Source organism: Synechococcus sp. JA-2-3B'a(2-13), assembly GCF_000013225.1.
GTDB lineage: Bacteria > Cyanobacteriota > Cyanobacteriia > Thermostichales > Thermostichaceae > Thermostichus.
The window spans coordinates 1366363-1390836 of sequence record NC_007776.1 but is presented as its reverse complement, the minus strand read 5'-3'; the positions used below and the strand labels follow the sequence as shown (position 1 = coordinate 1390836).

Annotated in this window: 25 protein-coding genes and 1 pseudogene; 19 read left to right on the top strand and 7 right to left on the bottom strand. The window is 59.3% G+C overall.

The window, feature by feature from the left end; translation table 11 throughout:
• Positions 1 to 160: 160 nt before the first annotated feature.
• Both CYB_RS06315 and rsmH read right to left on the bottom strand, forming a co-directional pair.
• On the bottom strand, positions 161 to 709 hold the full coding sequence (locus CYB_RS06315) for a hypothetical protein (protein WP_011432951.1): 549 nt from the start codon (positions 707 to 709) through the stop codon (positions 161 to 163).
• A gap of 176 nt (positions 710 to 885) precedes the next feature.
• Positions 886 to 1797, bottom strand: a complete 912-nt coding sequence (rsmH, locus tag CYB_RS06310) for a 16S rRNA (cytosine(1402)-N(4))-methyltransferase RsmH (RefSeq protein WP_202943713.1) — start codon at positions 1795 to 1797, stop codon at positions 886 to 888.
• Between the two features lie 236 nt (positions 1798 to 2033).
• Here rsmH and aroA point away from each other — a divergent pair, with 236 nt between their 5' ends.
• Positions 2034 to 3368, top strand: a complete 1335-nt coding sequence (aroA, locus tag CYB_RS06305) for a 3-phosphoshikimate 1-carboxyvinyltransferase (protein ID WP_041436416.1) — start codon at positions 2034 to 2036, stop codon at positions 3366 to 3368.
• Positions 3365 to 3754, top strand: a complete 390-nt coding sequence (locus CYB_RS06300; RefSeq protein ID WP_238376948.1) for a TIGR03792 family protein — start codon at positions 3365 to 3367, stop codon at positions 3752 to 3754. Before aroA ends, CYB_RS06300 begins: the two co-directional genes overlap by 4 nt.
• Here the strand turns inward: CYB_RS06300 and CYB_RS06295 are convergent.
• Entirely contained in the window at positions 3751 to 4527 is a 777-nt protein-coding gene (locus CYB_RS06295; protein ID WP_238376947.1) for a DUF502 domain-containing protein, read from the bottom strand. The two genes, CYB_RS06300 and CYB_RS06295, sit on opposite strands and share 4 nt — an antisense overlap.
• A 294-nt stretch (positions 4528 to 4821) precedes the next feature.
• On the opposite strand from CYB_RS06295, the gene CYB_RS06290 reads away from it, so the two are divergent.
• The 4 genes from CYB_RS06290 to CYB_RS06275 all read left to right on the top strand — a co-directional run bounded on the left by CYB_RS06290 (position 4822) and on the right by CYB_RS06275 (position 9351).
• The gene (locus CYB_RS06290) at positions 4822 to 5289 is read left to right on the top strand and encodes an SRPBCC family protein (protein ID WP_011432946.1); all 468 of its coding nucleotides are present in this window, start codon (positions 4822 to 4824) and stop codon (positions 5287 to 5289) included.
• An 88-nt stretch (positions 5290 to 5377) separates the two neighbouring features.
• Positions 5378 to 6571 carry an RNA-guided endonuclease InsQ/TnpB family protein gene (locus tag CYB_RS06285; RefSeq protein ID WP_011432945.1) on the top strand — a complete coding sequence of 398 codons (1194 nt, stop codon included), beginning with the start codon at positions 5378 to 5380 and terminating at the stop codon, positions 6569 to 6571.
• Between the two features lie 16 nt (positions 6572 to 6587).
• The gene (locus CYB_RS06280; RefSeq protein ID WP_238376946.1) at positions 6588 to 7139 is read left to right on the top strand and encodes a GNAT family N-acetyltransferase; all 552 of its coding nucleotides are present in this window, start codon (positions 6588 to 6590) and stop codon (positions 7137 to 7139) included.
• Positions 7140 to 7245: 106 nt separating this feature from the next.
• Positions 7246 to 9351, top strand: a complete 2106-nt coding sequence (locus CYB_RS06275) for a thioredoxin domain-containing protein (RefSeq protein ID WP_011432943.1) — start codon at positions 7246 to 7248, stop codon at positions 9349 to 9351.
• A 47-nt stretch (positions 9352 to 9398) separates the two neighbouring features.
• Here CYB_RS06275 and CYB_RS06270 read toward each other — a convergent pair whose 3' ends face one another.
• The gene (locus CYB_RS06270) at positions 9399 to 9833 is read right to left on the bottom strand and encodes a Fur family transcriptional regulator (protein ID WP_011432942.1); all 435 of its coding nucleotides are present in this window, start codon (positions 9831 to 9833) and stop codon (positions 9399 to 9401) included.
• A 153-nt stretch (positions 9834 to 9986) separates the two neighbouring features.
• On the opposite strand from CYB_RS06270, the gene CYB_RS06265 reads away from it, so the two are divergent.
• The 8 genes and pseudogenes from CYB_RS06265 (at position 9987) to CYB_RS14340 (ending at position 14757) form a co-directional block, all read left to right on the top strand.
• Positions 9987 to 11246 carry a metallophosphoesterase family protein gene (locus CYB_RS06265; protein WP_238376945.1) on the top strand — a complete coding sequence of 420 codons (1260 nt, stop codon included), beginning with the start codon at positions 9987 to 9989 and terminating at the stop codon, positions 11244 to 11246.
• Positions 11247 to 11453: 207 nt separating this feature from the next.
• Positions 11454 to 11764: pseudogene (locus CYB_RS14805) on the top strand (zinc ribbon domain-containing protein); the annotation flags it as partial.
• 5 nt (positions 11765 to 11769) lie between these two features.
• The gene (locus tag CYB_RS15135; protein ID WP_041436413.1) at positions 11770 to 11973 is read left to right on the top strand and encodes a hypothetical protein; all 204 of its coding nucleotides are present in this window, start codon (positions 11770 to 11772) and stop codon (positions 11971 to 11973) included.
• A 93-nt stretch (positions 11974 to 12066) separates the two neighbouring features.
• Entirely contained in the window at positions 12067 to 12411 is a 345-nt protein-coding gene (locus CYB_RS06255; RefSeq protein WP_011432940.1) for an ArsR/SmtB family transcription factor, read from the top strand.
• A 247-nt stretch (positions 12412 to 12658) separates the two neighbouring features.
• A complete protein-coding gene (locus CYB_RS06250) occupies positions 12659 to 12910 on the top strand; it encodes a hypothetical protein (protein WP_011432939.1) in 252 nt (83 codons plus the stop codon).
• An 89-nt stretch (positions 12911 to 12999) separates the two neighbouring features.
• On the top strand, positions 13000 to 13569 hold the full coding sequence (locus tag CYB_RS14070; protein WP_011432938.1) for a DUF3110 domain-containing protein: 570 nt from the start codon (positions 13000 to 13002) through the stop codon (positions 13567 to 13569).
• 41 nt (positions 13570 to 13610) lie between these two features.
• Positions 13611 to 14336 (top strand): hypothetical protein, encoded by a 726-nt coding sequence (locus CYB_RS06240; protein ID WP_011432937.1) that lies wholly within the window; start codon positions 13611 to 13613, stop codon positions 14334 to 14336.
• A gap of 31 nt (positions 14337 to 14367) precedes the next feature.
• Positions 14368 to 14757 carry a hypothetical protein gene (locus tag CYB_RS14340; RefSeq protein ID WP_011432936.1) on the top strand — a complete coding sequence of 130 codons (390 nt, stop codon included), beginning with the start codon at positions 14368 to 14370 and terminating at the stop codon, positions 14755 to 14757.
• 24 nt (positions 14758 to 14781) lie between these two features.
• On the opposite strand, the gene CYB_RS06235 is transcribed toward CYB_RS14340, so the two are convergent.
• The 3 genes from CYB_RS06235 to larE form a co-directional block, all read right to left on the bottom strand.
• On the bottom strand, positions 14782 to 15063 hold the full coding sequence (locus CYB_RS06235; RefSeq protein WP_011432935.1) for a DUF1830 domain-containing protein: 282 nt from the start codon (positions 15061 to 15063) through the stop codon (positions 14782 to 14784).
• Positions 15064 to 15344: 281 nt separating this feature from the next.
• The gene (locus CYB_RS06230; RefSeq protein ID WP_041436411.1) at positions 15345 to 17177 is read right to left on the bottom strand and encodes a DUF3769 domain-containing protein; all 1833 of its coding nucleotides are present in this window, start codon (positions 17175 to 17177) and stop codon (positions 15345 to 15347) included.
• 52 nt (positions 17178 to 17229) lie between these two features.
• Entirely contained in the window at positions 17230 to 18150 is a 921-nt protein-coding gene (gene larE, locus CYB_RS06225) for an ATP-dependent sacrificial sulfur transferase LarE (RefSeq protein WP_011432933.1), read from the bottom strand.
• Between the two features lie 468 nt (positions 18151 to 18618).
• Between larE and ebsA the strand changes: the two genes are divergently transcribed.
• The 5 genes from ebsA to CYB_RS14065 all read left to right on the top strand — a co-directional run bounded on the left by ebsA (position 18619) and on the right by CYB_RS14065 (position 24430).
• Positions 18619 to 18990 carry a type IV pilus biogenesis protein EbsA gene (ebsA, locus tag CYB_RS06220; RefSeq protein ID WP_011432932.1) on the top strand — a complete coding sequence of 124 codons (372 nt, stop codon included), beginning with the start codon at positions 18619 to 18621 and terminating at the stop codon, positions 18988 to 18990.
• Positions 18980 to 20698 (top strand): citramalate synthase, encoded by a 1719-nt coding sequence (cimA, locus tag CYB_RS06215; protein ID WP_011432931.1) that lies wholly within the window; start codon positions 18980 to 18982, stop codon positions 20696 to 20698. The genes ebsA and cimA overlap by 11 nt, the downstream gene beginning before the upstream one ends.
• A 17-nt stretch (positions 20699 to 20715) precedes the next feature.
• Entirely contained in the window at positions 20716 to 21432 is a 717-nt protein-coding gene (gene coaE / locus CYB_RS06210; RefSeq protein WP_011432930.1) for a dephospho-CoA kinase, read from the top strand.
• Positions 21433 to 21488: 56 nt separating this feature from the next.
• On the top strand, positions 21489 to 21968 hold the full coding sequence (locus tag CYB_RS06205) for a hypothetical protein (RefSeq protein WP_011432929.1): 480 nt from the start codon (positions 21489 to 21491) through the stop codon (positions 21966 to 21968).
• 122 nt (positions 21969 to 22090) lie between these two features.
• Positions 22091 to 24430, top strand: coding sequence for a DNA polymerase III subunit gamma/tau (locus tag CYB_RS14065; protein WP_011432928.1), 2340 nt, complete (start codon positions 22091 to 22093; stop codon positions 24428 to 24430).
• The last annotated feature ends 44 nt before the right edge of the window (positions 24431 to 24474 follow it).

Genomic DNA, 24474 nt, shown 5'->3' with positions numbered 1-24474 from the left:
AGCGGTTAAAGAGTAGCCCACTACTATTCCAGATCCTGAGGCCCAGGGATCCCTTAGCCTTTTAGAGAACAGAGATACACCGAGACTTCACAAGACCCAGGGCTTTTGGGAGAGCAAGATAGAGACGCTGGCCTAGCCGCCATCGACTGGATCTGTTGGACTAGTACCCAACCGGATAGAAAAGAGGGGCTTTTTCGGTCGCGTGAGCGGCGCGGAGCGCTCTTTCCGGCAAAGCCGTTGCCTGGTGGGCTGGATCCGGCTCAACTTGGCTGGGAGAGGCAATTGGCACCTCGATCATCCGATCCGGTACCAGCGGCACCATTTCGGAGCGGTCGGCGATTTCCCGCAGAGAATTGGCAATGGATTCTTGAGTCAGCAGAAACTGTCGTTCGTTGCGCTGCATCTGCTGCCACACCTGGTAACGCTGGCTCCACCGGCTTTGGGTATGCACAGTCCAACTGTAAAGGCTTAACACTGAAACCCCAGAGAGGATAGCCATCCCTGTGGAGATCTGCTTCCACCAAGCTAGGTGTTCTGCCCAAGCCGAATGTTGGCTGCGAGGATGGGCTGATTTCAACTTCAAATCCAAAGGCTGGGTGCGGCTGGCTTGAACTGTACCGGAGAGGGGTCGGCTCAGAGCAGAAGGCTGTCTGTGGCGACGAGGGCTTTTGGGACGATCAAGACCTGCGTTCAAAGGCTGGCTAACCATAGGGCTTAACCTCACACACACCAAGGGATCCGACGGTGCAGGACTGCCGGTTCCGCTTCACCCTAGTTCCCCGCGCCCCCCAACAGCAACCCCCTTCTCCCGATTCCCGGCCTCAGCAGGACAGCTGTCCGCTTCACAGTAGCCGATCTCTTGAGAGCGGGAGAACCAACCTAAACCTACATCTGACTGCTGCGGGCAGCCACTCGCAGTTTGGCAGAGCGGGCCCGTGGATTGCGTTGCCGTTCCAGTTCGGAAGGGGACAAGGGCTTGGGGGTGAGCACCTGCCAACGGGGATCCCTGCGGAAGGCCCATTTCACCAAGCGATCTTCAAGGCTATGGAAGCTGATCACGGCCAACCTGCCGCCGGGTTTCAACCAAGTGGGGGCTTGGGCCAGCAAGGTTTCTAAAGCCTCCAGTTCTCGGTTCACGGCAATGCGCAACGCCTGAAAGACCCGAGTGGCCGGGTGGATGCGGCCTCGCCGAGCTGCCGGAGGTACCGCCTGCCAAACCACCTGGGCCAACTGGGTAGTTGTGGCGAGGGGACGAGCCTGCTCGATGTGATGGGCAATGCGGCGGGCAAATCGCTCTTCGCCGTAACGGGTGAAAATCTCGATCAACTCTTCGACCGGGCGATGATTAACCCAATCGGCAGCGGTTTCCTGAGCGGCACTGGGATCCATGCGCATATCCAGCGGCCCCTCTCCGCGAAAGCTAAATCCCCGCTCAGGGCAGTCCAGTTGCGGCGAACTCACCCCCAAGTCGGCCACGATGCCATCGAAGGGGATCCCCTGCCCCTGCTCATCCCGAAAGCCGTGCTGCTGCAGATCGAAATCGGCAAAATTGAGGTGCCACAGTTGGATGCGGCTGCCGGGGATCCCTTCTGCTGCAAAACGCGCTTGCGCCGCCTGTAGAGCCGCCGGATCCCGATCCAACCCCACCACTCGGGCAGCTCCCCCCCGCAGCAGCGCCAAGCTGTGCCCACCCCCTCCCAACGTCACATCCAAAAAAATACCGCCCCCCTGGGGTTGCAGGTAGGCCATCACCTCCTCGGTCAAAACGGAATCGTGTTGATACACCTTGCCAAGCACGGTCTGCGGGGGTTCTATTTCTGCTGCTACAAAGTTCAGTATCTGCAAAAAAAAAAGGCCGAGGCCAGGCCCCGACCGAGGAATCCATGTTGTTAAGGTGATCCTCTGAGAAAAGAGGGGTGGCCGTCAAAAGACAGGCTGTCTTGGGATCCCTGGCAAAATCTCTGGGGCGCGAGTCCCGCTCTGAGTAAGATGAGACTGCTGCCGCTTTTGCCCAGTCTGCCATCAGAGTTGCTGTGTTGACTCACTCTTCTGCTACTGATATCTTGACCCTCTCGCCGGCCAAGGGCCTGCGCGGCCAAGTGAGCATCCCCGGCGACAAATCCATTTCCCACCGCGCCCTGATGCTGGGATCCCTGGCCGAAGGAGAAACCACCATCCAAGGGCTGTTGCTGGGAGAGGATCCCCGCAGTACGGCAGCCTGCTTTCGGGCGCTGGGGGCAGATATTTCGGAGCTCAACAGCGAGTGTGTTCGCATTCGGGGAGTTGGCCTGGGCCAGCTGCAAGAACCGGCAGACGTGTTGGATGCCGGCAACTCCGGCACCACCCTGCGACTGATGCTGGGGATCCTGGCTGGCCAGGCCGGGCGCTTTTTTGCCGTCACCGGCGATCGCTCCCTGCGCTCGCGGCCCATGGGGCGGGTGGTAGAACCGCTGCGGCAGATGGGGGCCAGCATTTGGGGACGGGCCGGTGGGACGTTGGCACCTTTGGCCGTACAAGGGGGATCCCTCAAGGGCATTCACTACCGCTCCCCGGTGGCTTCAGCGCAGGTAAAATCCTGCCTCTTGCTGGCGGGTCTGCTGGCGGAAGGCACCACCCAAGTCACCGAGCCGGCTCTCTCTCGGGATCACTCGGAACGGATGTTGCGGGCCTTCGGGGCCAACATTCAGGTGGATCCGGAAACAAAAACCGTGGCCGTGGTGGGGGGATCCCGCCTGGTGGGCCAGAGAGTTCAGGTGCCGGGGGATATCAGCTCGGCAGCCTTTTGGCTGGTGGCCGTCTCCATTGTGCCCGAGAGCGAATTGCTGCTAAGGGATGTGGGCCTCAACCCCACCCGTACCGGTGCACTACGGGTGTTGCAGGAGATGGGGGCTGACATCCAAATTGAGAACCTCCGGGAAATGGCCGGTGAGCCCCTGGGAGATCTGCGGGTGCGTTCGGCCCGCTTGCGCGGCTGCACCATCGCCGGCGATCTCATCCCCACCTTGATCGACGAGATCCCAGTTTTGGCGGTGGCGGCTGCCTTTGCCGAAGGGATCACGGTGATTCGCGATGCCGCAGAGCTGCGGGTGAAAGAAAGCGACCGCCTGTCAGCCATGGCCCAAGAGTTGAGCCGCATGGGAGCCCAGGTCGCCGAATATCCCGATGGCCTGGAAATCAAAGGAGGGATCCCTCTTCACGGGGCCGAGGTCGACAGCCACGAGGATCACCGCATCGCCATGAGCCTGATGGTGGCAGCTCTAGGAGCGCAGGGATCCACCCTCCTCAGGGGAGCCGACTGTGCCCGCATCTCCTACCCCGACTTCATTCCCACCCTGCAACGATTGACTGCTTCCCCCCTGGAGTCTTGAGAGGGCCCATCTTTAACTTTGCCGCCTCTGCTCCTATGTCGACCTGCCCCAGCCCGCCCGGCCCTATCGCCATCGAACATCTCTGCTTCCGGGTTCCTCCCGGTGGGCAAGCAGCCTTTCTTGAGCAAGACGAGCGGGTTTGGGGATCCGCCCTGCGCCGGCATCCGGGTTTTCTGGGCAAAGAAGTTTGGCTGGATCAAGAGGATCCCGAACTTGTCCACCTCATCCTCCGCTGGGCCAGCCGTGCTGACTGGAAGGCCTTTCCCTCCGAGCAAGTGGAGGCATTGGATCGGCAAATGCGGCCTTTTTATGTGCGCTTGGAACAGGCCAAAGAATACCAGCTCTGGCAGCCCGGCCCTTCTGCAGGGACAGGAAAGCAGGATTAAGGGATCCCTTCAGTCTCAAAACCTACCTCAGAGCCCACCGAGTCAGCCCTGGGGGATCCTGCCACCCGCTCCTGCTCCACCAGCTCCCGCAAACTGGGCATGGTCACGGCCAAAGCTCCTTCTCGCCGCTGCAGCCCCGCTTCAAAACTCTCAGGGGTGACAATGCCGCCGGAAATGAGCATCTTAAAAGCATCTTCCACCGGCATGAACACTTCCACCACCTGGTCTTCCGGCACAATGGCGTACCAGCCCGTCGTTGGATTGGGGGTGGTGGGCACAAACAGGCCAAGGGAGCGCTGCGGCCCATCGGGCCGAATGGGAGTTTGAATGGTGCCCGTCACAAAGGCCAGCGCCCAAGCTCCTGGTCGGGGATATTCCACCAACACCACCCGCCGAAAGCGCTGATTGTTGGGGGCAAACAAAACACTGACCAATTGCTTCAAGGTCTTGTACACCAGCCCCGCCACCGGAATCGCATGGAGCAACTGTTCGCTGAGATTGAGCAGCCACTGGCCGACAATGTTGCGGGCCATGAAGCCAATCAACAGGATGAGCACAATCGGCGTCAACAGGCCCACCGCCAGATCGATGAGGTTGATCAAGATCGGGTGCAAACCCTGGATGGGATTGAACTGCTTCGGAATGCTGGTCAGAAAGCCAATGCTCCAGGTGGCCACCTCCACCGTCAGCCAAATGGTAGTTGCCAGAGGGATCACCACCAGCAACCCCGCCACGAAGTAGTTCTTCAGATGCTGTTTCCATTGTGAAACCATGGTGAGGTCGTCCCGTCGAGTCAACCGAGTGGATGCATCGAACCCTTGCAAGTGAAGCTTGCAGATGGCAATCATGATACCTGCCTTCTGCGTTGCCCTCACGGGGGGCAGCCGCAACTTGCCGGCAAAAGAAATCGGGCTGCCAAAAAGCGCAGAGCCCCAAACTTTCATCAGGCCGATAATGCTATCTTAAGTCGATATAAAATTTTGTAAAGGCAGGGATCCCGTCCCGAGGCGTTGTGGCCAAGCCCCTGGATGGTTTGTGTTTCTGCCGGGTGTTGCGTGGGAGGCCCTATGTCAGAGTCAGATTGGCTAGAGCATACCTGTCAGGTGGAGGTGCCTGTTCCCATTGAGCAGGTATGGGATTTGTGGGCCAACCTCACCCTCATGCCCCGTTGGATGAAGTGGATCCGCTCGGTGGAATTGCTGGATCAGGAGCTATCCCGGTGGACACTGGATACCCGCGGCCTCACCTTCAGTTGGATCTCCCGCACCCACACGGTGGTGAAACACCAACACATCGGCTGGAGTTCGGTGGAGGGGCTGCCCAATCGGGGCGCGCTGCGCTTTTACGACCGCAAAGGCAGTACCATTGTGAAGCTGTCGGTGGCCTACAAGATCCCGGGGATCCTCGGCAAAATCTTGGATGGCCTGTTTGTGGGCAAAGTGGTGGAGAGCACCATCCAGGCAGATCTGGAGCGCTTCAAAGCCTATGCCCTAGAGCAGGCGGGGCCAGCCGCCGACAATGCCTCGGCCAGCTAGCCTCAGTTTGTCAGCTAGAAATCGCAGGAGCCCCGCACTGTACCCGTAGGGTCAGTGTCGGGAGGAATGCGGAAGTTATGGTAGAACCATGACCCAAGTCCTGACCGTCCCCTGCAAGCTCAAGGTGTCCCAGTCGCAAGCCGCAAAGTTGGATGCGACAATGGATGCCTTTGTGCAGGCGTTGAACTGGGTCAACCAAAACACACCAGAAAAAGTAGTCAACGCAGTCAAACTCCAGTCCCTTTGCTATTACCAGATTCGCGCTCGGTTTGGCTTGTCCAGTAATCTGGCCCAGCAGGTCTGCAGACGGCTGGCCGGTGCCCGTAAAGTTGCCCGACAGAAAAACCGTCCGGTCAAAGCGTTCAAGAGAGGCTTTGCGACCTACGATGCCCGTATCTTTTCGTTTCGCGAGAAAGACTGGACGGTGTCGCTGACCACGGTGGAGGGTCGGGAGCGCTTTGAGCTGGCGATTGGCCGCTACCAGAGAGAACAGTTGGCAGGCTCCAACCCCAAATCCGCCACTCTGGTCAAGCGTAAAGACGGTTCCTACTCTATTCAGATCTGTGTGGAAGCGGAGCCATCCCCACCGCAACGCACGGGCAGAGTGCTGGGGGTGGACTTGGGAAGGACAGATATTGCCCATACGTCAGAGGGGGATAACTGGAATGGACAGCAGTTGAACAAAGTCCGAGACCACTACTCCCGGTTGAGGGCGGCACTCCAACGCAAAGCCAGTAAGGGCACCCGCAGTTCGCGGCGCAGATGCCGTCAACTGTTGCAACGGCTGTCTGGCAAGGAGAGGCGCTTTCAGGCGTGGGTCAATCATCGCATCTCCAAAGCTATTGTCTCTAGGGCAAAGGCGACAAACAGCGCTATTGCTCTGGAAGACTTGACAGGGATCCGGGAAAGGGTCAATCAACAGCCACGCAGCAAAGCTGAGCGCCGCAGAACCAATAACTGGGCATTCTACCAGCTTAGGATGTTCGTGGTCTACAAGGCTGCCATTGCCGGAGTACCTGTGGTGCTGGTTCCGCCTGCCTACACGTCGCAGACCTGCCACCGGTGTTTGCACATCCATCCCGATCCTACGCAATCCTATCGCAGTGGAAAGAAGTTTAAGTGTGGACACTGTGGATGGGAAGGGGATGCGGATTTGAATGGTGCGAATGTGATTGCGCTTTTGGGGGCTGCTGTAAACCAGCCTAGAGGTCCGTGGTTGGCTTGCCAACTGCAGGGCTACCGAAAGCCCGCCCTGTACTGCGAAGCAGTCAGGGTCGGGTAGTTTACGCCCAAGTGTTTTGCTGACCTTCCCCATTGTCAACCCTCGCCACTGCAAAGGCCGCTTCATGCCCGATCCCTCTCCTGAGCCTGTCATTGCCCTCTCTCGTCAGCCGGTGGACAACCGCAACATTCGCTTCTCTCTGGAGCGGGGCGAGCTGGATCTGGATCAGCTTCTCCTGCTGTTGAACCGCAACGCCTTTTGGGCGCAGAATCGCCGGCGGGAGGAGATGGAGCGGGCCGTTGCCCACAGCCATCCGGTGGTCAGCGCCTGGGATGGGGAACGCCTGATTGGCTTTGGCCGCGCCACTTCCGATGGGGTTTACCGGGCCGTCCTCTGGGATATCGTGGTCGATCACGACTACCGACGTCAGGGCATTGGGCGCAAGTTGGTGGAAACCCTGATCAGCCATCCCCACCTGCAGTCGGTGGAGCGCATCTACCTGTTCACAACCCATCAGCGCGGCTTTTACGAGCGGATCGGCTTTGTGGAAAACCCCAGCACCACCTTGGTCTTGCACGGGCGCCCTCTGGAGTTTTTGATCCCGGCTGCCGAGCAGGAGCAGGCTTGACCGACAGGGATCCTGGGTGAGTGTATCTTGAACAACAGTGGGTTGGCTCTGCCTTGGGAGGAGGACGCGCTAGCCTGAAAAGCAAAAAGGGTGAGAGGGTGTACTCATGGCCAATCGCCTCGCCACAAGTTCCAGCCTTTATTTGCGCAAGCACGCCGAGAACCCGGTGGACTGGTGGCCTTGGATCCCAGAAGCTCTGGAGAAAGCCCGGGCCGAGGATAGGCCGATTTTTCTGTCCATCGGCTATTCCAGTTGCCACTGGTGTACGGTCATGGAGGGCGAGGCTTTTTCCAACCCGGAGATCGCCGCTTTCCTCAATGCCCATTTTTTGCCCATCAAGGTGGATCGCGAGGAGCGGCCGGATCTCGACAGCATCTACATGCAGGCGTTGCAGCTCATGAGCGGGCAGGGGGGGTGGCCCCTCAATGTTTTCCTCACGCCCGATGACCTGGTGCCCTTTTACGCCGGCACCTATTTTCCCGTAGAGCCCCGCTTTGGCCGCCCGGGGTTTCTGGCCTTGCTGCAGCGCATCCTGCAGTTTTACCGGCAGGAAAAGGAAAAAATAGAGGAGATGAAAGGCCAGATTTTGACGGCTCTGACCACCCTCAGCGACTTAGTGCCGGAAGACCACATTCCCGCCGACCTGCTGCGCTCTGGGATCCCCAAGATCCAGCCTTTGCTCTCCAATGCCGGGGCGGTGCAGCAATTTCCCATGATGCCCTACGCTCAGTTGGTATTGCGTTCGGCCCGCTTCGACCCACCGGAAGGGATCCCCGGCTCCATGAGCGCTCTGGAACGGGCCAAAGAGCGAGGCATGGCCTTGGTGCTGGGAGGGATCTTCGACCATGTGGCCGGAGGATTTCACCGCTACACCGTGGATCCCACCTGGACGGTGCCCCACTTTGAAAAGATGCTCTACGACAACGGGCAGATCCTAGAGTTTCTCTCCGATCTGTGGGCGCACGGTATCCAAGATCCGGCCATCGAGCGGGCGGTGCGGCTGACGGTGGAGTGGGTGGCGCGAGAGATGACCGCCCCTGCCGGGTATTTCTACGCCGCTCAAGATGCCGACAGCTTTGCCCGGGCAGAAGATCGAGAGCCAGAGGAGGGAGAGTTCTACGTCTGGCGCTGGCAGGAGCTGCAGGAGCTCTTGGGGGAAGAAACCTTCCGCGCCTTGCAGCAGGCGTTTGACCTATCGCCGGGGGGCAACTTCCCCGATCGGCCCGGCTGCATCGTCTTGCAGCGCCAACAGGGAGGAGCGTTGCCGCCAGAAGTTGAAGCCGCCTTGACCACCCATCTGTTTCAGGCACGCTATGGCTCTGCGGATCGACGAGTTCCCTTCCCTCCGGCAGTGGATGCCCAATCGGCCCGTCTGCAATCCTGGCCAGGGCGAATCCCACCTGTCACCGACACCAAGATGATCGTCTCTTGGAACGCCTTGATGATCTCCGGCCTGGCGCGGGCCTATCAAGTGTTCGGCAACGCAGACTATCTGCAATTCGCTCTGCGGGCTGCCCAATTCATCCTCAGCCAGCAGCGCCACCCTGAGACCGGATCCCTGTTGCGCCTGAACTACGATGGCACAGCTCAGGTGCCCGCCAAATCGGAAGATTACGCCCTGCTGATCAAGGCCCTGTTGGACTTGCAGCAAGCCTGCCTGCCTCTGGTGGGGGATCCCACCCCTCAAGACTGGTTGCAGGCTGCCCTCCAGCTCCAGCAGGAGATGGATGCGCAACTGTGGGATCCGGCCAGGGGGGGATACTTTGTCAGCGATGCCCAGAGTGCCCCTGAGCTGTTGGTGCGAGAGAAGGAGTTCCAGGACAACGCTACCCCTGCAGCCAATGGGGTGGCCATTGCCAACCTGGTGCGCCTTGCCGCCCTCACTGGAGATCTGGACTACCTGGAGCGGGCAGAGCAGGCCTTGAAAACCTTTGCCCACATCATGAGCACCCAGCCGCGCACCTGCCCCAGCCTTTTTGCCGGACTGGATTGGTACAGCAATTGGGTGAAAGTCACCCTGGAGGCCGATTCCATTCCCGCCTTTCAGCAACGATCTTGGCCCACCACCGTCTTTGCTCTCCCCACCGAAGCCGAACCTCTGCCGGAAGGAGCTCTAGGGCTGGTGTGCTGGGGCAACAAATGCCTGGCCCCTGCCAGTTCTCTCGAGCAAATCCAGTCGCAAATCGGCAAAGGCCAAAATCGAGCTTACTGACCTTTGCCCAACTTTTGCTCAGGGCAGCAGGGATCCCTTTGCCAAGGTTACCGCTGGGGCTCCGCAGGCTTTTCCACCCCAAAAAACTCAATGCGGTAACTTTGGATGCGGGTGCCCGTTTGTTGCTCCACTTGGGCCAGCAGTTCAGGCGGCAGCTCCACGTCCACATCCAAGATGCGGTTGCTATCCAGACAGTTCACGTGGCTGTGGGGATGGGTGCGGTTGCCGTAGCGGCGCCCATCGGCACGATCCAAGCACTCGACAATGTTGTGGCTGGCCAAAGCTTCCAGGTTTTGATAAACGGACGTGTGGCCAATCGGTTTGCCCTGCTGATTTAGGCGATCGTAAATCTCGCGGGCGGAGAGGTGCTCGCCACACTGCCACAGCAGCTCCAGGATATAACGGCGCTGTCGGCTCAAACGCAGATTGCACTCCCGGCACCGTTCCAAAGCAGCTTCCAAAGAATCCAAGGGGCGAGGCATGGAAAACCTCAAGTCATACCGAGTCTGAGATAGGTAGTTGCTCATCTCTACCAAGGTAGCATTTGTGCGTCAACAGTTGTTCAAAAAACACCCCGAACTCTACAAGAGCTGCCGCGCATAGCCATCTTCGAGCCGAGTCCAGGCCGTGCGCAGATGGAAGAGCCCAACATCAGCCTTTTGATTTTCTACAATACCGCTGGAGTGTTGGGGGCAAAGATCATGCAGCGGCGCAAGGTAATTCTGGGTTTGTTGGGGTTGGCCAGCAGCAGTGGATTGGCAGGAGCCTATTGGGCCAGTCGGCAGCAGCCCTCTCATCTAGCCCCAGGGATGGGATCCCCTAGAGCCGCTCTCCCCTCTCCTACCCCCCAGCCCACCCCCACCGTCGTCCCCCATCCAGATGCCCCCCATGGCCTCTACATCCCCCCCCGCCGAGATCTGCGCCTCTTGGTCATCAGTGACATGAACGGCATCTACGGCTCGGTGGAATACGACCCAGAGGTGGATCGGGGCATCGGCCTCATCCCCTATCTTCAGCCGGATATTGTTTTGGGAGGAGGAGATATGGTGGCCGGTCAGGATCCCCGCCTCTCGGAGGAGCGCATCCGGGCCATGTGGGCAGCCTTCGACCGGCATGTGGCCGGCCCAATCCGTGCGGCCAAACTCCCCTATGGCTTCACGCTGGGCAACCACGATGCTTCCTGTGCCCGCACCACCCGGGGCGGCTTTCTCTTTCAAAAAGAACGGGATCTGGCCCGCGAGTTTTGGAACGATCCGGCCCACGACCCAGGTTTGAACTTTGTGGATCGGGGGGACTTTCCCTTCTACTACACCTTTGAAAAAGACGATGTGTTTTACCTAGTCTGGGATGCCACCTGCAATTACATCCCGCCCGAACAAATGGCCTGGGCGGAAGCGGCTCTGGCCAGCGAACGGGCTCAGAAGGCCAAGTTGCGCATTGTCATCGGCCATCTGCCCCTCTACGCCATCACTGTCGGGCGCGACGATCCGGGAGAAGTGCTGCTGGAGGCGGATGCCAAACGGGCTCTGCTGGAGAAGTACCGCGTCCACACCTACATCAGCGGCCACGACCACGGCTACTACCCTGGCCACAAAGGGCAACTGCAACTGCTTCACTGCGGCATTCTCGGCTCTGGCCCTCGTCCTCTCTTGGGCAGCCCTCTGCCCCCCCGCAAGACCCTCACCCTTATCGACGTGGATTTCGAGAGCCCAGATGTTACCTATTACACTACCTATCACATGCGGGATCTGAGCGTGATCGACCAAGCAGAGCTGCCCCGTTTCATCACTGGGCACAATGGCTTGGTGCTGCGCCGCGACGTCAATTGGGACAACCTCACCCCCCAAGAAATCGCCACCTGCCAAGCTCGTATTGGATCCCTGTGTCGGGATTAACGTCTCCGTCTTGGCAAAAGATTGATGAGCCGTTTGTAGATGCTCTCGCGAGGGTTCTGCACACTTCGCGAGCAGCCCAGGCTTTTCAACAGATGATTCAAAGCAGCTTTTTCCAGCAACACCAGCCATAGCCGGTGCAACTGTGTCTCTCGCATAACGGATCCCAGTGATTGATTTCAGCGAAACTGTGGAGAGCTTGTGAAGAAAGTGGTAACTGTACCACCGGCCTATACCTCACAGACTTGCCACAAATGCTTGCCCATTCATCCCGACTCTGGTAAGTCGTACCGGGATGGGAAGGGATTTAAGTGCGGGCATTGTGGTTGGGAAGGGGATGCTGATTTTAACGGTGCAAATGTGATTGCGCTTTTGGGGGCTGCTGTAAACCAGCCTAGAGGTCAAGCCTACGGCTCGCTTCGCGAACGTGGTTGGCTTGCCAACTACAGGGCTACCGTTCGCGCCAGCGGGCCGGAGGCCTTAAGCCTGCCCTGTACTGCGAAGCAGTCAGGGTCGGGTAGTTTACATGACCTATTTCCGAGAGCTGGACAAATCTTGGTACCTGACTCAAGCGGGCTTGGCGGAGTACCTCGATACCCTCAGCGAACTCACGGAACGCTTGGAAGGTTTGCAGTCTTTTGCCAATCTCTGTGAACAGGCCAATCAGAAAGATCCGTATCAACTGATCCCTTCTGAATCGGAAGGTCTGTATTTGCTTGCCTTCGAGTGAGATGCTGCCAAACTGGTTGATTGTCGCGCCTTTCCCCTGCCATCGAATCCATCAGCAGCCGCAGCGCAAAACTCCTGCTACCCTGGTTGAATGATGGTTTCGTTCCTGGTTGAGGTAGAGGGGAATTTGACAGATGAGCAGGTGCGGGAGGGATTCCACGCCCTCTCTGACCCGATTCGCCTGCGCGTGCTGCAACTGCTGCAGGGGCGTGAGTTGTGTGTTTGTGATCTCTGCGAGGAGCTGAAGGTGAGCCAATCCAAGCTCTCGTTTCACCTAAAAACCCTGCGGGATGCGAAATTGGTCAATGCTCGCCAGCAGGGGCGCTGGATTTACTACAGCCTCAACCCACCCGGTTTTCAGCTCCTGCAGCATTTTTTGGATAGATTGGGGCGAGCTGGCCCCGTCAAGGCCGCAGTTCCCTGTGTGGAAGACCTCTAAGGCGAGCAGGGATCCCAAAATGTCCCTAGAAAAACTGTCGGATCCCGCCCTTGTACATTCCGAAGACGGGCTTGCTGCAACACAAGAAATTACAGATGTGAATGGTGTTCCCTGCTGGCAACCCCAGGGATCCCGGCGGGTCAACTCGGAGAAAATGAGGATCCCATCTCCTAAAATCCATCAAAGTTCCCTGACACCAGCTCCCCTGTTGCTTAGTTAGGATTGATACAAGAGAGGTGGGAACAACATGATACGTGAACAGCGACAAGAGTTGGAACGCATCCACCGAGCACACCTGTGGAATCGCCTCAAGGAGCGGGTGAAACGCGCCCAGTTGAATCCATCTCTGCTGGCTTTGCTGGCACGAGAGGCTTTTGAGTTGGGCTTTCCCCTTCCCTCTTTATCTGACCAACCCCAGGTCAATTCCCCTGCTGAGCAGCCCCAAGATGGAAGTCATCATCGCCGCACAAGGCCTCCGGCCCGCTGGCGCGAACGGTGAGTCCACCCTCTCTTCTGGCCGAGAAAGCGGGCAGCCACGATCATAGGAGAATTTCTCTCCAGAGACTCTCAAAGCAGCTAGTCTAGGCAATGATTTTGAATAAATCAGAGCCCATGATGAACACCGCCGAAGCCCTTGAGATTCTCAACCTTCCGCCGGACGCAACCGAGCGGCAGATCCGGGGGCGACTGTTTCAGGAATACCAAACCCTCAGTACTGCCCTCGCAGAACTGGAGGACGAGCGACAAAGACCCTTGCTAGAGGCGCAACTGGCGCGGCTGAATGAGGCGCGGGATGTATTGCTTAGCGGGGGATCCCAGGCTGAGAAGGGTTTGTCTTGGGTCAGCCCAGAGGACTTGCCCCCCCAGGTGATTGTGCTGCTTTACCAAGCCAATGGGCAGGAGGGGATCTGTACGCGCCAGGTTGGGGGTCAAGATATCGTCATTGCTTTCGAGAGCTCGTTTGCGGCAAGAAAATATGCGCAGCGGTTGGCTCAACAGGGACTGCCCAAGCCCTTGGCAGAACGCTTTGACACGCAGGAGATCGTCGATTTTTGCCGCAGCGGAGGGTATGGGTTGATGGTGGTTCCGGCCAGCGAAACGCTGGAGCCTCTACAAGAAAGTACGGAAGCTGCCCGTGATTGGCAGGGCAGGTCTTGATGTCGTTTGGCCTCGATCCACTTGCGTTAAGGGTGCCCTCGATGATTAGTGTGGAACCGATCTCTGTGGACGAGTTTCGCCAGCTCATGGCCGCCGATCTGGACGCTTGCTGCGAGGCCTTTGATTTGCGGGCGGAGTACCTGCGTCTGCAGCAACAGCGGCTACGCTCCTGGGGCATGCTGGCCTTTGGTTTGATAGCAATAGCCTTGGTCATCTTCTTGGGGATGCGGGATCCCGGCTCTTGGGTGCCCTATGCCGCGGCTGCCGGGATCCTACTGCTGCTCCTGTTGGGGATCCTGAGAGCCAACTTGCGCTTGGGAAAAAGCCTGCATCGCATCCGCCAGCGTTGGCAGGAAGCCCACCTGCTCAACAGCACCCCTGAGATGATGAAGTTTGCCACCGATCTGGCCCGCAAAGTAAAAGACTACAACCACTGGGTCAACGAGCTCCAACAATCCCTGCAGGGGGGGCAGCATTGGCGGGATTTTCGGCAACTCAGCGAGGCCGAGCAGAAGTACATCCAATCGCTGTTTTTACAAGTGCGGGCCCAACTGGTGATGGCCCTACAGGTGTGCCGAGCTTTGATCGAGGATCCACAAGCCTCTGTGGCTCAGTATCTCAACCAAATGGTTGCCCGGGATCAGCAACTGTTGGAGCAATTTACCGCCAAAAACCTGACCGCCAACCGCTACGTGACCTTGGCTCGCCAGCTATCTGTGCTGGAGGAAGATTTGCAAGCCCAGCTCAGAGCCTTGGGATCCCGATGATACCCTGTTGGAGGTGTCCAGCAGCGTATTCATGGGCAGTAGAGGCACTCGAAAATTGTACGGCCTGTTGCTTGCCGGCGGACTGGGCTTGCTGGGATGCGGGGATCCGAATGTACCTCTGACCCAACCGCCCCCCGATGCTTTTCGGGTTAGCACCCCACGGCCACCGCGCCTAGATCTGTACCCCACCCCACCACCCACGCCAACTCCTACGCCGACACCACCCCCCAGCTTGCTGGAGCTCACGGCCCGTTGGTTGGGGATCCCTTGGCCGCCCCAAGAGACCAGCCTGGTGAGATTGAGCGCCCGTTTCCTGGAGATCCCACTACCCCCGAAGCCGCGCCGCTCCGCCAGCCCCTCGCCTCAGCCTTCCCCCAGCCCAGAGAGTGAGGAGAGAAGGCAACAAGGCCGCGAAACCTAGTCCGCACCGCTGGCCTCTGGGGATTTAGGCGCCTACGGTCACCGGCTCCGTTTCTCGAACGCGCAGCTTTTCACAGGGGATGGTATCCGCCAGAATAGAGCTGGCCATCATACCCGTGTGAATCTCCAGTTTGGCTCCAGGCACCGCCTCAAACAGCAGCCGCTGGCCTGGAAAGACCACCCGCTCAAAGTACCAGTTTTCGATATTCGTGATGCGAACCACCTGAATGGAGCTGGTCGCATTGATGTAGCTACAGGTTATTCGCTCTGCTCGTTTTTTATCGGGGATTGCATCGAGTGTTTGCATTGTTCAGATCACCAGCCCACTTTGCTCAGCCTATCATCTACCCTAACACCGCCTGGGGATCACTGCGGTAGTCTGCGATACGGCGATCCCAACTGGCAGAAATCAATCCTGGAAAAAATAACTTCTGTATTTTACCTTACTGTTTCGATTTCCAAGAGGGTTCTGCAATTCGAGGAAGATTTGAATTAGGATTTTTCCCCAATATGGGACAATTTCTCATAGAAAATCTCCACAGAGTAGTAGTCAGGATTACATTTTTCCGTTCCCTTGGAGTTTGGGGATCAGGGCTCTTGGATCCTCGATCCGGTCGTCGGCTGCGGCGAGGATTGGCCGGGATCCCAGTTCAGGCCCTCCACCCGCAGCTCCAGAGCCCCCGACTGGCGCACCGGATTGTACTGCAGGCTAAAGCCATAGGTGCGGCGGTCGTAGCCCAGGCGATAGACGACATCCACCTGCTGGCCCGACTGCAAATCTACCGTTGTCTCTGCCCCTACCCGCAGCGGGCCGTACAGTTGTTGCAAAAAGCCCAGGACGAGCTGTTCCCGCGTGGTGATGCGGTCAAACAAAAATGGCGAGGCTCCGGCCAGAAAACCGTTGGAGTAGGTCACCCTCAGGTTGGTGTAGTCGAAGGTATCGGCCACAAAAGCCCCAATCACCGCATCAATGCCAATACTGCCGGCAGTATAGCTCTGGGCTCGGCCATTAGAGTAAAAAGACTGGCTGCTGCTCACACCGGTGCTGAGCCAGATCCCTTGCTCGATGGGCAGAGCGGAAAAGCGGGGTGGGGGATCCGCCGCCGTCTTGGGAGGGCTCCAGAGGGGAAAGGAGCGATTCAAGGTTGCCCCCAGTTGCAGGCGGGAGAGCTGAATGCGGTCGGTGGTGTTGGCTAAGGCCAACTCCGGATCCGTGTCGATTTCATCCGGCTGCCCCAAGGCATCAATGTAGTCGGCGGCTATGCGGTAGCTGAGATCCAAGCCGGTATTGCCCAGGCGGAGGGTGGGTGAGCGGTAGCTGGCACCGAGGCGGTTTTCCACAATTTGAAACCCCAGGCGACCGCTGAAGAAGCGTTCCCGATAGGCGTAGGTGTAGGCGACTTCTCCGCCATCGCCGGTGGTGATGCGGTGTTCGACCTGGGCTCGCAAGCGCTGAGCAAACTCCTGGAAGACGATCCCCCGCAGCTCGGCAAACAGCGAGGTTTGAGCGTTGGCTTCCGGTTGCCGCCAACGAAAATCGGCCCGCAGCCCGATCCCATCCAAAAGGCCCTGCTCACTGCCCCAAAGACGTTGTGGATACAGTTGCGGGGAGAGCACCAAGCTCACGTTGGGATCCCGCAGCAGCTCGAAGTTGGGTTGCAGGATCAGGCCCCGTCGCAATTCTTCTCGGTCGAAATCGTCGTAGAAGATGCTGACCGGAGGCTGACGGTTTAATGAGTCGAAGCGCAACCGAATGGGCAGAGGCAGAAACAAGACCTGGTCGAAGGCCAGTTGGCCGGCCTCGGCAATCAGCAGGCTGGAACCATCTGCCTGAAGAGTGGAGGTCACCCGTGGGCTACGAATCTCCAACTCCGGCGGATCCAGCGGGTCGTTGGTCAGCCGCACCTGTTCTCCTTCCCAGGTGGTGGCATCGAAGCGGATGCGAACGGCACGAAAGCGCACCAGCCGCTGCGGAGAGAGGGCGGCTGCCGGGGATCCACTGGCCTGCAACTGGCCAATATCCACCTGCCCGAAGGCCTCTTCCAAAAATCCCCGCTCTTGCTCAAAGTCGTACTCCAGCCGGGATCCCTGAATGCGCTGCCGATCCAGTTGAATAGAAACATTGCCCTCGGCCACAGCCCGCCGCTGTCGCAGTTCAATGCGCAGGCGATCCGCCCGCAACACAGAGCGGCCCAGCCGCATCTCCACATTGCCTTCTGCTTGGAAGACTTCCGCCCGTTGATCGAAGGTTTGCCGGTCAGAACGCAGCCGTAACGTTCGGTCGGCAACGGCGCTGAGGTCAGTCGTATCCATGGGCTGAGCGCCCCCCTTCTTCTGGGACTCCACCTGAGCCGCAGTAGGGCCGGCAACTGCCAACCCCAGCACCCCCAAGCAGAGCCAGAGCAACCGCAACCCTCTCATAATCACCCGGCGCAAAACTTCAACACAGATCCCCTACGGCTTCCCCAGCCCGCTAGCTTGTGGCCAACTGGGAAAGGTTGAGGACTCGGTTGAGCTTGCCGCTGCGGTAGCCCTCCAAATCGAGACTGACATAGAGATAGCCGAAGGATTGCAGGGCCTTGACCAGCGCTTCCAGATTGGTTTTCTGCACAAACTCCACGATCTGATCCGGAGGAAGTTCGATGCGGGCGGTGTCCTTCTCCGAGCGCACCCTGACCTGCCGCCAACCCAAGCTGCGCAAGTAGCGCTCCGCCGCTCCCACCCGACGCAGCTTCTCAGGGGTGATTGCCTCCCCGTAGGGAAAGCGAGAGCTGAGGCAGGGTTGGGCCGGTTTATCCCACCAAGACAGCCCCAGGTGGCGAGACAATTGCCGCACCTCCAGCTTGCTCATCCCCACCTCCGCCAAAGGGGAACGCACGCCGCGCTCCCGAGCTGCCTGTGTCCCCGGTCGGTAATCGGCCAGATCGTCGGCATTGAGACCATCCACCACATGGTTATATCCCTGGGCTTGGGCCAACAGGCGCAAGGTATCGTGCAAGTGACTTTTGCAGAAGTAACACCGGTTAACAGGGTTGGCAGCGTAGCTCGGATCCTCCAGCTCGTGGGTTTCGACGATCTGATGGCGGATCCCGATTTGCCGAGCCTGCTGAATTGCTTCTTCCAAATCTTCGGGCAGCAGCGAAGGAGAAGCAGCGGTGACAGCCAGGGCCCGCTCCCCCAGCTGATCGCAGGCCAACTTGGCCACCAGGCTGCTATCAACCCCCCCAGAGTAGGCCACCAAGACCTGCTCCATCTCGGCGAAGATCTGGACAAGCTGCTGGAACTTGCGCTGCAGGACGGGATCCCACTCCAGCAGGAGGTTGGCCGTTGTTCCTCCCTCTCCCGGGGGGAGAAGGTCGAGACGAGAGGCGGTTGGGTCTTGGGTTGTGTTCATGAAGCCAGGAGATGCCAAACGTTTGGAGAACCAAGCAAGGGCACCGTCTCGCCACCGCCGGCAGGAGAAAAGCCGGTTGCTATCAGGGGCAGGGATCCCCCCTCTTTCTATTCTTTCCCAGAGATCCCCGACTTTCCAACGCTTCTCCCCAGCATGGGATGCGGGATCCCTCAAGGAAAAGTAGACAATTGGGCAATCTATCCGTAGTCCGCTGACCTGCTGTCGCGATGGTGCTATGCCTCCGGCACCCTACCGGGAACCGCACCGCTTCGCGATACGCTGAATAAGATGGGTTGCAGTGGCCCCTTATAATTTTTTCTGGGTTCTCTGCCGCAATTGACCTCACAGCTTTTTCCGGCGACACTTGCTACAGCCAATGCAGAGATATCTACTTGGTTATAGGGATCCCACCTATCTTGCAGAACTTCATGAAACTTAGAAAAAGCGGTACCCCTCTCCTAGCGCACCATGGCTTTGCAACTTGAACCCGCCAGCCCGCCAGAAGTGGCCGTTTATCAGCCCTATTACGCCGTTGCCCGCCGACAGTACCTAGCCCTCGCGGTGGGCCTCTACAAAAAAGCCAGCCTGGAAGGGCAGAGGGCCATCGAGGGAGAGGGGCCTGTCCGCTTCTTGGCCAGTTGGCACATGTCCCCGTTGCCCTCGGATCTGACGGTGGTTCAGGTGATCTTTGCTCAGGATGCAGATCTCACCTATCAGCTCTCCATTGCCAACTACGAGTTTGTGGATTATCTGATTGATGTCGTCTCTTTGGTGCAGCGCGGACAACAGCCGGATTTCTCCACCGCCTTTTACAAGAAACTGATGCGATATGAAGATTGATCTGGGTTGCTCAGCCACCATCACTCTCTACGACACCACACTGCGGGATGGGGCCCAGCGAGAGGGGCTATCGTTGTCGGTGCAAGACAAGTTACAGATTGCCAAGCTGTTGGATCGGCTGGGGATCCCGTTTATTGAAGGGGGCTGGCCAGGAGCCAATCCCAAGGATGTGCAGTTTTTCTGGCAGATGCGGGAAGAGCCCCTAGAGCAAGCCGAGCTGGTGGCTTTTTGTTCTACCCGCAAGCCGGGGCGGCGGGCGGCAGACGATCCCATGCTGCAGGCCATTTTGGCGGCGGGCACCCGCTATATAACCGTCTTCGGCAAGTCTTGGGATCTCCACGTCACCGAGGGCCTGGGCACCACGCTGCAGGAAAACCTGGCCATGATCCGCGACACCATTGCCTATCTGCGATCCCAGGGGCGGCGGGTCATCTACGATGCCGAGCACTGGTTCGACGCCTACCGCCACAACCCCGACTATGCCCTGCAAACCCTAGCGGCAGCGGCGGCGGCGGGGGCGGAGTGGCTGGTTCTCTGCGATACCAACGGCGGATCCCTGCCCCACGAGATTGCGGCGATCACGGCAGCTGTCTTGGCAGAATCCCATCACCTGCAGCACTTGCCCCTAGGGATCCACACCCACAACGACTCCGGCACTGCTGTGGCCAATGCCCTGGCGGCGGTGCAGGCAGGGGCGCGCATGGTGCAGGGCACCATCAACGGCTATGGGGAACGCTGCGGCAATGCCGACCTGTGCAGCGTCATTCCCAACTTGCAACTGAAGCTGGGCTATCGCTGTCTGCCGCAAGAGAAGCTGCAACACCTGACGGAGATCTCCCGCTCCATCAGCGAGGTGGTCAATTTGGCCCCGGATGACCATGCGCCGTTTGTGGGCCTATCGGCCTTTGCCCACAAGGGTGGGATCCACGTCAGCGCCGTTCAGAAAAACCCTCTCACCTACGAGCACATCGCCCCCGAGCAAGTGGGCAACTGTCGCCGCATCGTGGTCTCAGAACAGGCGGGGCTGAGCAACATTCTCCACAAAATGGCCGGATTCGGGATCCGGCTGGACAAGTCGGATCCACAGGCGCGCTTGATTTTGGAGCGGCTGAAAACTTTGGAGCTGCAGGGCTATCAGTTTGAGGCGGCTGAGGCCAGCTTTGAGCTGTTGGTGAGGGGGTTGTTGGGTCAGCGCTCGCATCCGTTTGAAGTGCTCAGCTTCAACGTGACGACCACCACCCGCTCCGATTGGAACAGCAAAGACTGGGATCCCAGTGGCGAGGCAACGGATGTGCAATCGTTGGCGGCGGTGAAAATCGCGGTGCAGGGGCAGACTCGGGTGACGGCGGCGGAAGGCAATGGGCCGGTGGCCGCTCTGGATGGGGCGTTGCGCAAGGCGCTGCTGGAGTTCTATCCCCAACTGGAGGCGATTCACCTGTCTGATTACAAGGTGCGCATTTTGGATGGGCGAGCCGGCACCTCGGCCAAAACGCGCGTGCTGGTGGAGTTTAGCGACGGTCACCGCCGTTGGACAACGGTGGGGGTTTCCACCAACATCATCGAAGCCTCCTGTCGGGCCTTGGTGGAGGGCTTGGAGTACAGCCTGCTGCCGCCCAGCTCCCCCTTGCCCGCTTCTGCAGAGCACCGTTCTAACGACTCCGTCCGAGTAGCGCAAACGGCAATGGCCGCACCAGCGGCCTCTTCTTGACTATGGCCTACAGCTCGATGAGGATCATCGGCCTGACGGGCGGAGTGGGCACGGGCAAATCCACGGTGGCCCGCATCCTGGAGCAGCACGGGATCCCAGTAGCCGATGCAGATCAAATGGCCCGCCAGGCCTTGGCGGTGGGATCCCCCATTCGCGAGCGGGTACTGGAACGCTATGGGAAGGTCATCCAAACACCCTCCGGGGATCTGGATCGCCGGCGGTTGGGCCAGATCGTGTTTGCAGATGCCGCTGAGCGGGCTTGGCTAGAGGCCCAAATCCACCCTTTCGTTAGAGCTCAACTGCAAGATTTTCTGTCCGCGTTGGCGGAGCAGAGCTCTAAAGTCCATGGGGTGCCGCTTGAGGAAGAGCCTGCCTCCCAAAAGCGTAGCGGGGTAGGATTTTCTTCTGGGCAGGGATCCCAAACCGTTTGTCTGATGATCCCGTTGCTGTTTGAAGCCCACATGGAAAATTGGGCCAGCGAGATTTGGGTGGTGACTTGCACCCCAGAGCAGCAGCGGCAACGCCTTGCCCGCCGGGATCCCCTGACGCCGGAAGAAATCGAAGCTCGCATTGCCAGCCAGTGGCCTTTGGCGGAAAAAGTGCGCCGTGCAGACGTGGTGCTGGACAACTCCGGATCCCTGGCCGAGCTGGAAGCCCAGGTGAAGCAAGCTTTGGCGTCGGCGGGCCAGAGGCCATTTGCCTCACCCCCGCGGGCCGGATACAGTGACGGGTAGGGTCTGGTGGGACGGATCCCTTGGTATCCATGTACGGATGGGTTGAGGGAGAAACGATGCAGGAAGCAGGTTGCATCGGCAAGACGGAGTTTGCCCAAGCTCTGGCTGCGCGGGAGCAGGAAATCCAGCTTTTGCGAGAGCGCAATCGCATCTTGCAGGGCCAGGTAGACCTTCTGGAGCTGCGCCAAGAAAAGCAACACCGACAAATTCGCAGCTATGAGGCGGAGATTGAGCAGCTTTACCAAGAGAAGCAGTTGCTGGAGCAGATGATTCAAGAGTTGCCAGAGCTCTACCGGCGCAAGCTGCAAGCCCGCCTGCAGCCCATCCGCCAGCGCATCGCCGCCATCCAGGCAGAGAATCGCCAGCTCAGGAAGGAGGTGTATCAGCTCAGCTACCGCGTGCAGCACATAGATCAGCTCGACTCGCCCGGCTGGATCCAGCTTCCCTCTCTGCGTCGCCGGGATCCCAAGTCCTCAGCGGAGCGGAGCACAAAAGCTCTGCCGGTCTCCCCCCCTGGTGTCCAGCCCTGCTCTTGATGGGCAGGGAGGGATCCCGCCATCGAGAAGCCAGAATAGGGGAGCCCCGGTGGGATCGCGTCAGCAGAGCAGAGCTCTTGCGCGGTTCCGGTTGGGGCGCTGCTTGCTTGGAGATCCCGGAAATGGCCACCGCTGGCAACTATGAACCCCTGCATTTAAAATACCGCCCGCAGCGCTTTGCCGATGTGGTCGGCCAAGGAGCGGTGGTGCAAACGCTGGCCAATGCCATCCGGCTGGGGCGGGTGGCGCCTGCCTATTTGTTCTGCGGGCCGCGGGGCACGGGAAAAACCTCCAGCGCCCGCATCTTGGCCAAGTCTTTGAATTGTGAACAGGGGCCGACGCCGGATCCCTGCCAGGCGTGCAGCCAATGCCGCGCCATCACTGCGGGAGCCTCCCTGGATGTTCTCGAGATTGACGCGGCCAGCAACACCGGCGTAGACAACATCCGCGAGCTGATCGAGCGGGCCCAGTTTGCCCCGGTGAACAGCCGCTACAAAGTCTATGTCATCGACGAGTGCCACATGCTCAGCAATGCGGCCTTCAACGCCTTGCTGAAAACTCTTGAAGAGCCGCCCCCCCGCGTGGTATTTGTCCTGGCCACCACTGACCCGCAGCGGGTTTTGCCCACCATTGTTTCCCGCTGTCAGCGGTTTGACTTCCGCCGCATCCCCCTCGACGACATGGTGGCCCACCTGGGCAAGATCGCCGCCCAAGAAGGGATCCCTATCACGCCAGAGGCGCTGCAACTGGTGGCCCAACTTTCCCAAGGGGGCCTGAGGGACGCCGAACGCCTGCTGGACCAGCTCAGCCTCTTGGAAGGATCCATCACCCCTGAAGCCGTTTGGGACTTGGTGGGAGGGATCCCGGAACAGCAGCTTTTGGCTCTGATGGATGCGCTGCTGGCTCAGGATGTGCAGGCGGTGCTCAGCCAAACTCGGCAATTGTTGGAGCGGGGCAAAGAGCCCTTAGCCCTGTTGCAGAACTTGGTGGCCCTTTACCGGGATCTGCTGCTGGTCAAGACAGCCCCCCAGCAACGGGAGTTGGTGGCTGTAACGGACTCCACCTGGGCAGCCCTGCAGCAACGGGCCCCTCGCTACTCGGTGGAGATACTGCTGGCAGCCCAGAGCCATCTGCGCCAGTGTGAGCCGCAAATTCGTCAAAGCGGACAGCCCCAACTGTGGTTGGAAATTGCCCTAGTGGATCTGCTGGGCCAGCTGCGCCCAAGCATGGTGGCTGAGGATTCAGCGGAACGGAGTCCTTTCCCAGCCCTTGACCTATCTCCTGCACCCCAGAGAACTCCCCCGGACGGGACAGCCCCTCCGGCCCCTGCTGCGACCATCAGCCCATCAAGCCCATCAACTGTTGGTGAGATAGATGAATTAACTGTTGGGCCTTCAGCCTCCCCTGCTGTTGCGTCGAGCCAGAAGGCAGATCGCGCTACTCGGACGGAGTCCTCGGAGCAGCCCAGAGAACCGGCAAGGGACGCCGCCACAGTCAAGCTGCTGCGCCCCCACTGGGACGAGTTCCTCAAGCGCCTCTCTCCCCTCACCAAGGCTCTGATGGGATCCGGCCACCTGCACCAAGAGACTCCTGAAGCAATTACCCTCGCCTTTCCCAGCAAGGGTCTGGTGGAAAAAGTGCGCAGCAAAGAAGCCGAACTGCGGTCGGTGCTCCACAACCTGCTGCAGCGCCCTGTGCAGCTCAACTTGATTGTGCAGCGCTCCAGCGGGCCGCATGTTTCCATTCGCGTCAGCGGTGCGGAGTCCTCGGCACTGCTCAGCCGAGAAACAGACCTGCCCCCCGCCCCCGTGGCCCCGGATCCTGTCACCACGCCGGGGTTGCAGAGCGATAGCACCAACAGTCGTGCTTCCTCAAGGGAGCCCAGAGCAGAACCGCAGAGCCACGGCCTTGCCCGGCGACAGCAACATTCCCCTTCTGACTCCAACCCACCTTCGCCAGAGCCTGAGCGGGACAATCCTATGGGTGGCCCCAAGGTGGCCGGCTTGGCAACCCAAGGACTTTCTCCCGCCGGTGCGAACAAAGTGCTCCGCACCGCTGTCGCGACCGATTCTCCAAGTCGTGCAGAGCGCCGCGACACCCTGCACGGTGGGCAGTCCTTCGAGCTAACCCAGGAGCTGGCGGAGATTGCCCGCTGTTTTGCCGACCACTTCAACGGCAGCTTGGTGGATTTGGAAGGGGTGTTGGAGTCTGACGTGACGGGATCCACGGAAGAGCTCTCCTCAATAGAGGCTATAGAAGCCGAGGGATCCCCTGACCTGCTCTCCGGTGAGACCTACGGCTCGCCAACAGGAGCAGAGCCGTCCGCGTCAGCGGGGCGGAGTCCTCATCCCGTAGACTTTCCCAATGCAGTAAGGAATCCGTCCTACCGGCGTGAGCAGTCTTCTCAGCTTGCCGTTCGCCTCAGCGGGACGGAGTCCTTGGAGGAGGAGGTGCCTTTTTAAGCGCTATCTAGCGCTATCTTAAGTTTGATAAAGCCAGCCTCATC

Bases quoted from the DNA above. Each gene is read 5' to 3' on its own strand.
- CYB_RS14070 (WP_011432938.1), top strand. From the start codon at position 13,000: ATGATTTTGAATAAATCAGAGCCCATGATGAACACCGCCGAAGCCCTT.
- CYB_RS06270 (WP_011432942.1), bottom strand. From the start codon at position 9,833: ATGCCTCGCCCCTTGGATTCTTTGGAAGCTGCTTTGGAACGGTGCCGG.
- CYB_RS06235 (WP_011432935.1), bottom strand. From the start codon at position 15,063: ATGCAAACACTCGATGCAATCCCCGATAAAAAACGAGCAGAGCGAATA.
- CYB_RS15135 (WP_041436413.1), top strand. From the start codon at position 11,770: ATGACCTATTTCCGAGAGCTGGACAAATCTTGGTACCTGACTCAAGCG.
- CYB_RS06315 (WP_011432951.1), bottom strand. From the start codon at position 709: ATGGTTAGCCAGCCTTTGAACGCAGGTCTTGATCGTCCCAAAAGCCCT.
- larE (WP_011432933.1), bottom strand. From the start codon at position 18,150: ATGAACACAACCCAAGACCCAACCGCCTCTCGTCTCGACCTTCTCCCC.
- CYB_RS06275 (WP_011432943.1), top strand. From the start codon at position 7,246: ATGGCCAATCGCCTCGCCACAAGTTCCAGCCTTTATTTGCGCAAGCAC.
- CYB_RS06240 (WP_011432937.1), top strand. From the start codon at position 13,611: ATGATTAGTGTGGAACCGATCTCTGTGGACGAGTTTCGCCAGCTCATG.
- coaE (WP_011432930.1), top strand. From the start codon at position 20,716: ATGAGGATCATCGGCCTGACGGGCGGAGTGGGCACGGGCAAATCCACG.
- CYB_RS06290 (WP_011432946.1), top strand. From the start codon at position 4,822: ATGTCAGAGTCAGATTGGCTAGAGCATACCTGTCAGGTGGAGGTGCCT.
- CYB_RS06205 (WP_011432929.1), top strand. From the start codon at position 21,489: ATGCAGGAAGCAGGTTGCATCGGCAAGACGGAGTTTGCCCAAGCTCTG.
- CYB_RS06250 (WP_011432939.1), top strand. From the start codon at position 12,659: ATGATACGTGAACAGCGACAAGAGTTGGAACGCATCCACCGAGCACAC.
- CYB_RS06265 (WP_238376945.1), top strand. From the start codon at position 9,987: ATGGAAGAGCCCAACATCAGCCTTTTGATTTTCTACAATACCGCTGGA.
- CYB_RS06285 (WP_011432945.1), top strand. From the start codon at position 5,378: ATGACCCAAGTCCTGACCGTCCCCTGCAAGCTCAAGGTGTCCCAGTCG.
- CYB_RS14340 (WP_011432936.1), top strand. From the start codon at position 14,368: ATGGGCAGTAGAGGCACTCGAAAATTGTACGGCCTGTTGCTTGCCGGC.
- ebsA (WP_011432932.1), top strand. From the start codon at position 18,619: ATGGCTTTGCAACTTGAACCCGCCAGCCCGCCAGAAGTGGCCGTTTAT.
- CYB_RS06255 (WP_011432940.1), top strand. From the start codon at position 12,067: ATGGTTTCGTTCCTGGTTGAGGTAGAGGGGAATTTGACAGATGAGCAG.
- CYB_RS14065 (WP_011432928.1), top strand. From the start codon at position 22,091: ATGGCCACCGCTGGCAACTATGAACCCCTGCATTTAAAATACCGCCCG.
- CYB_RS06295 (WP_238376947.1), bottom strand. From the start codon at position 4,527: ATGGTTTCACAATGGAAACAGCATCTGAAGAACTACTTCGTGGCGGGG.
- cimA (WP_011432931.1), top strand. From the start codon at position 18,980: ATGAAGATTGATCTGGGTTGCTCAGCCACCATCACTCTCTACGACACC.
- CYB_RS06230 (WP_041436411.1), bottom strand. From the start codon at position 17,177: ATGAGAGGGTTGCGGTTGCTCTGGCTCTGCTTGGGGGTGCTGGGGTTG.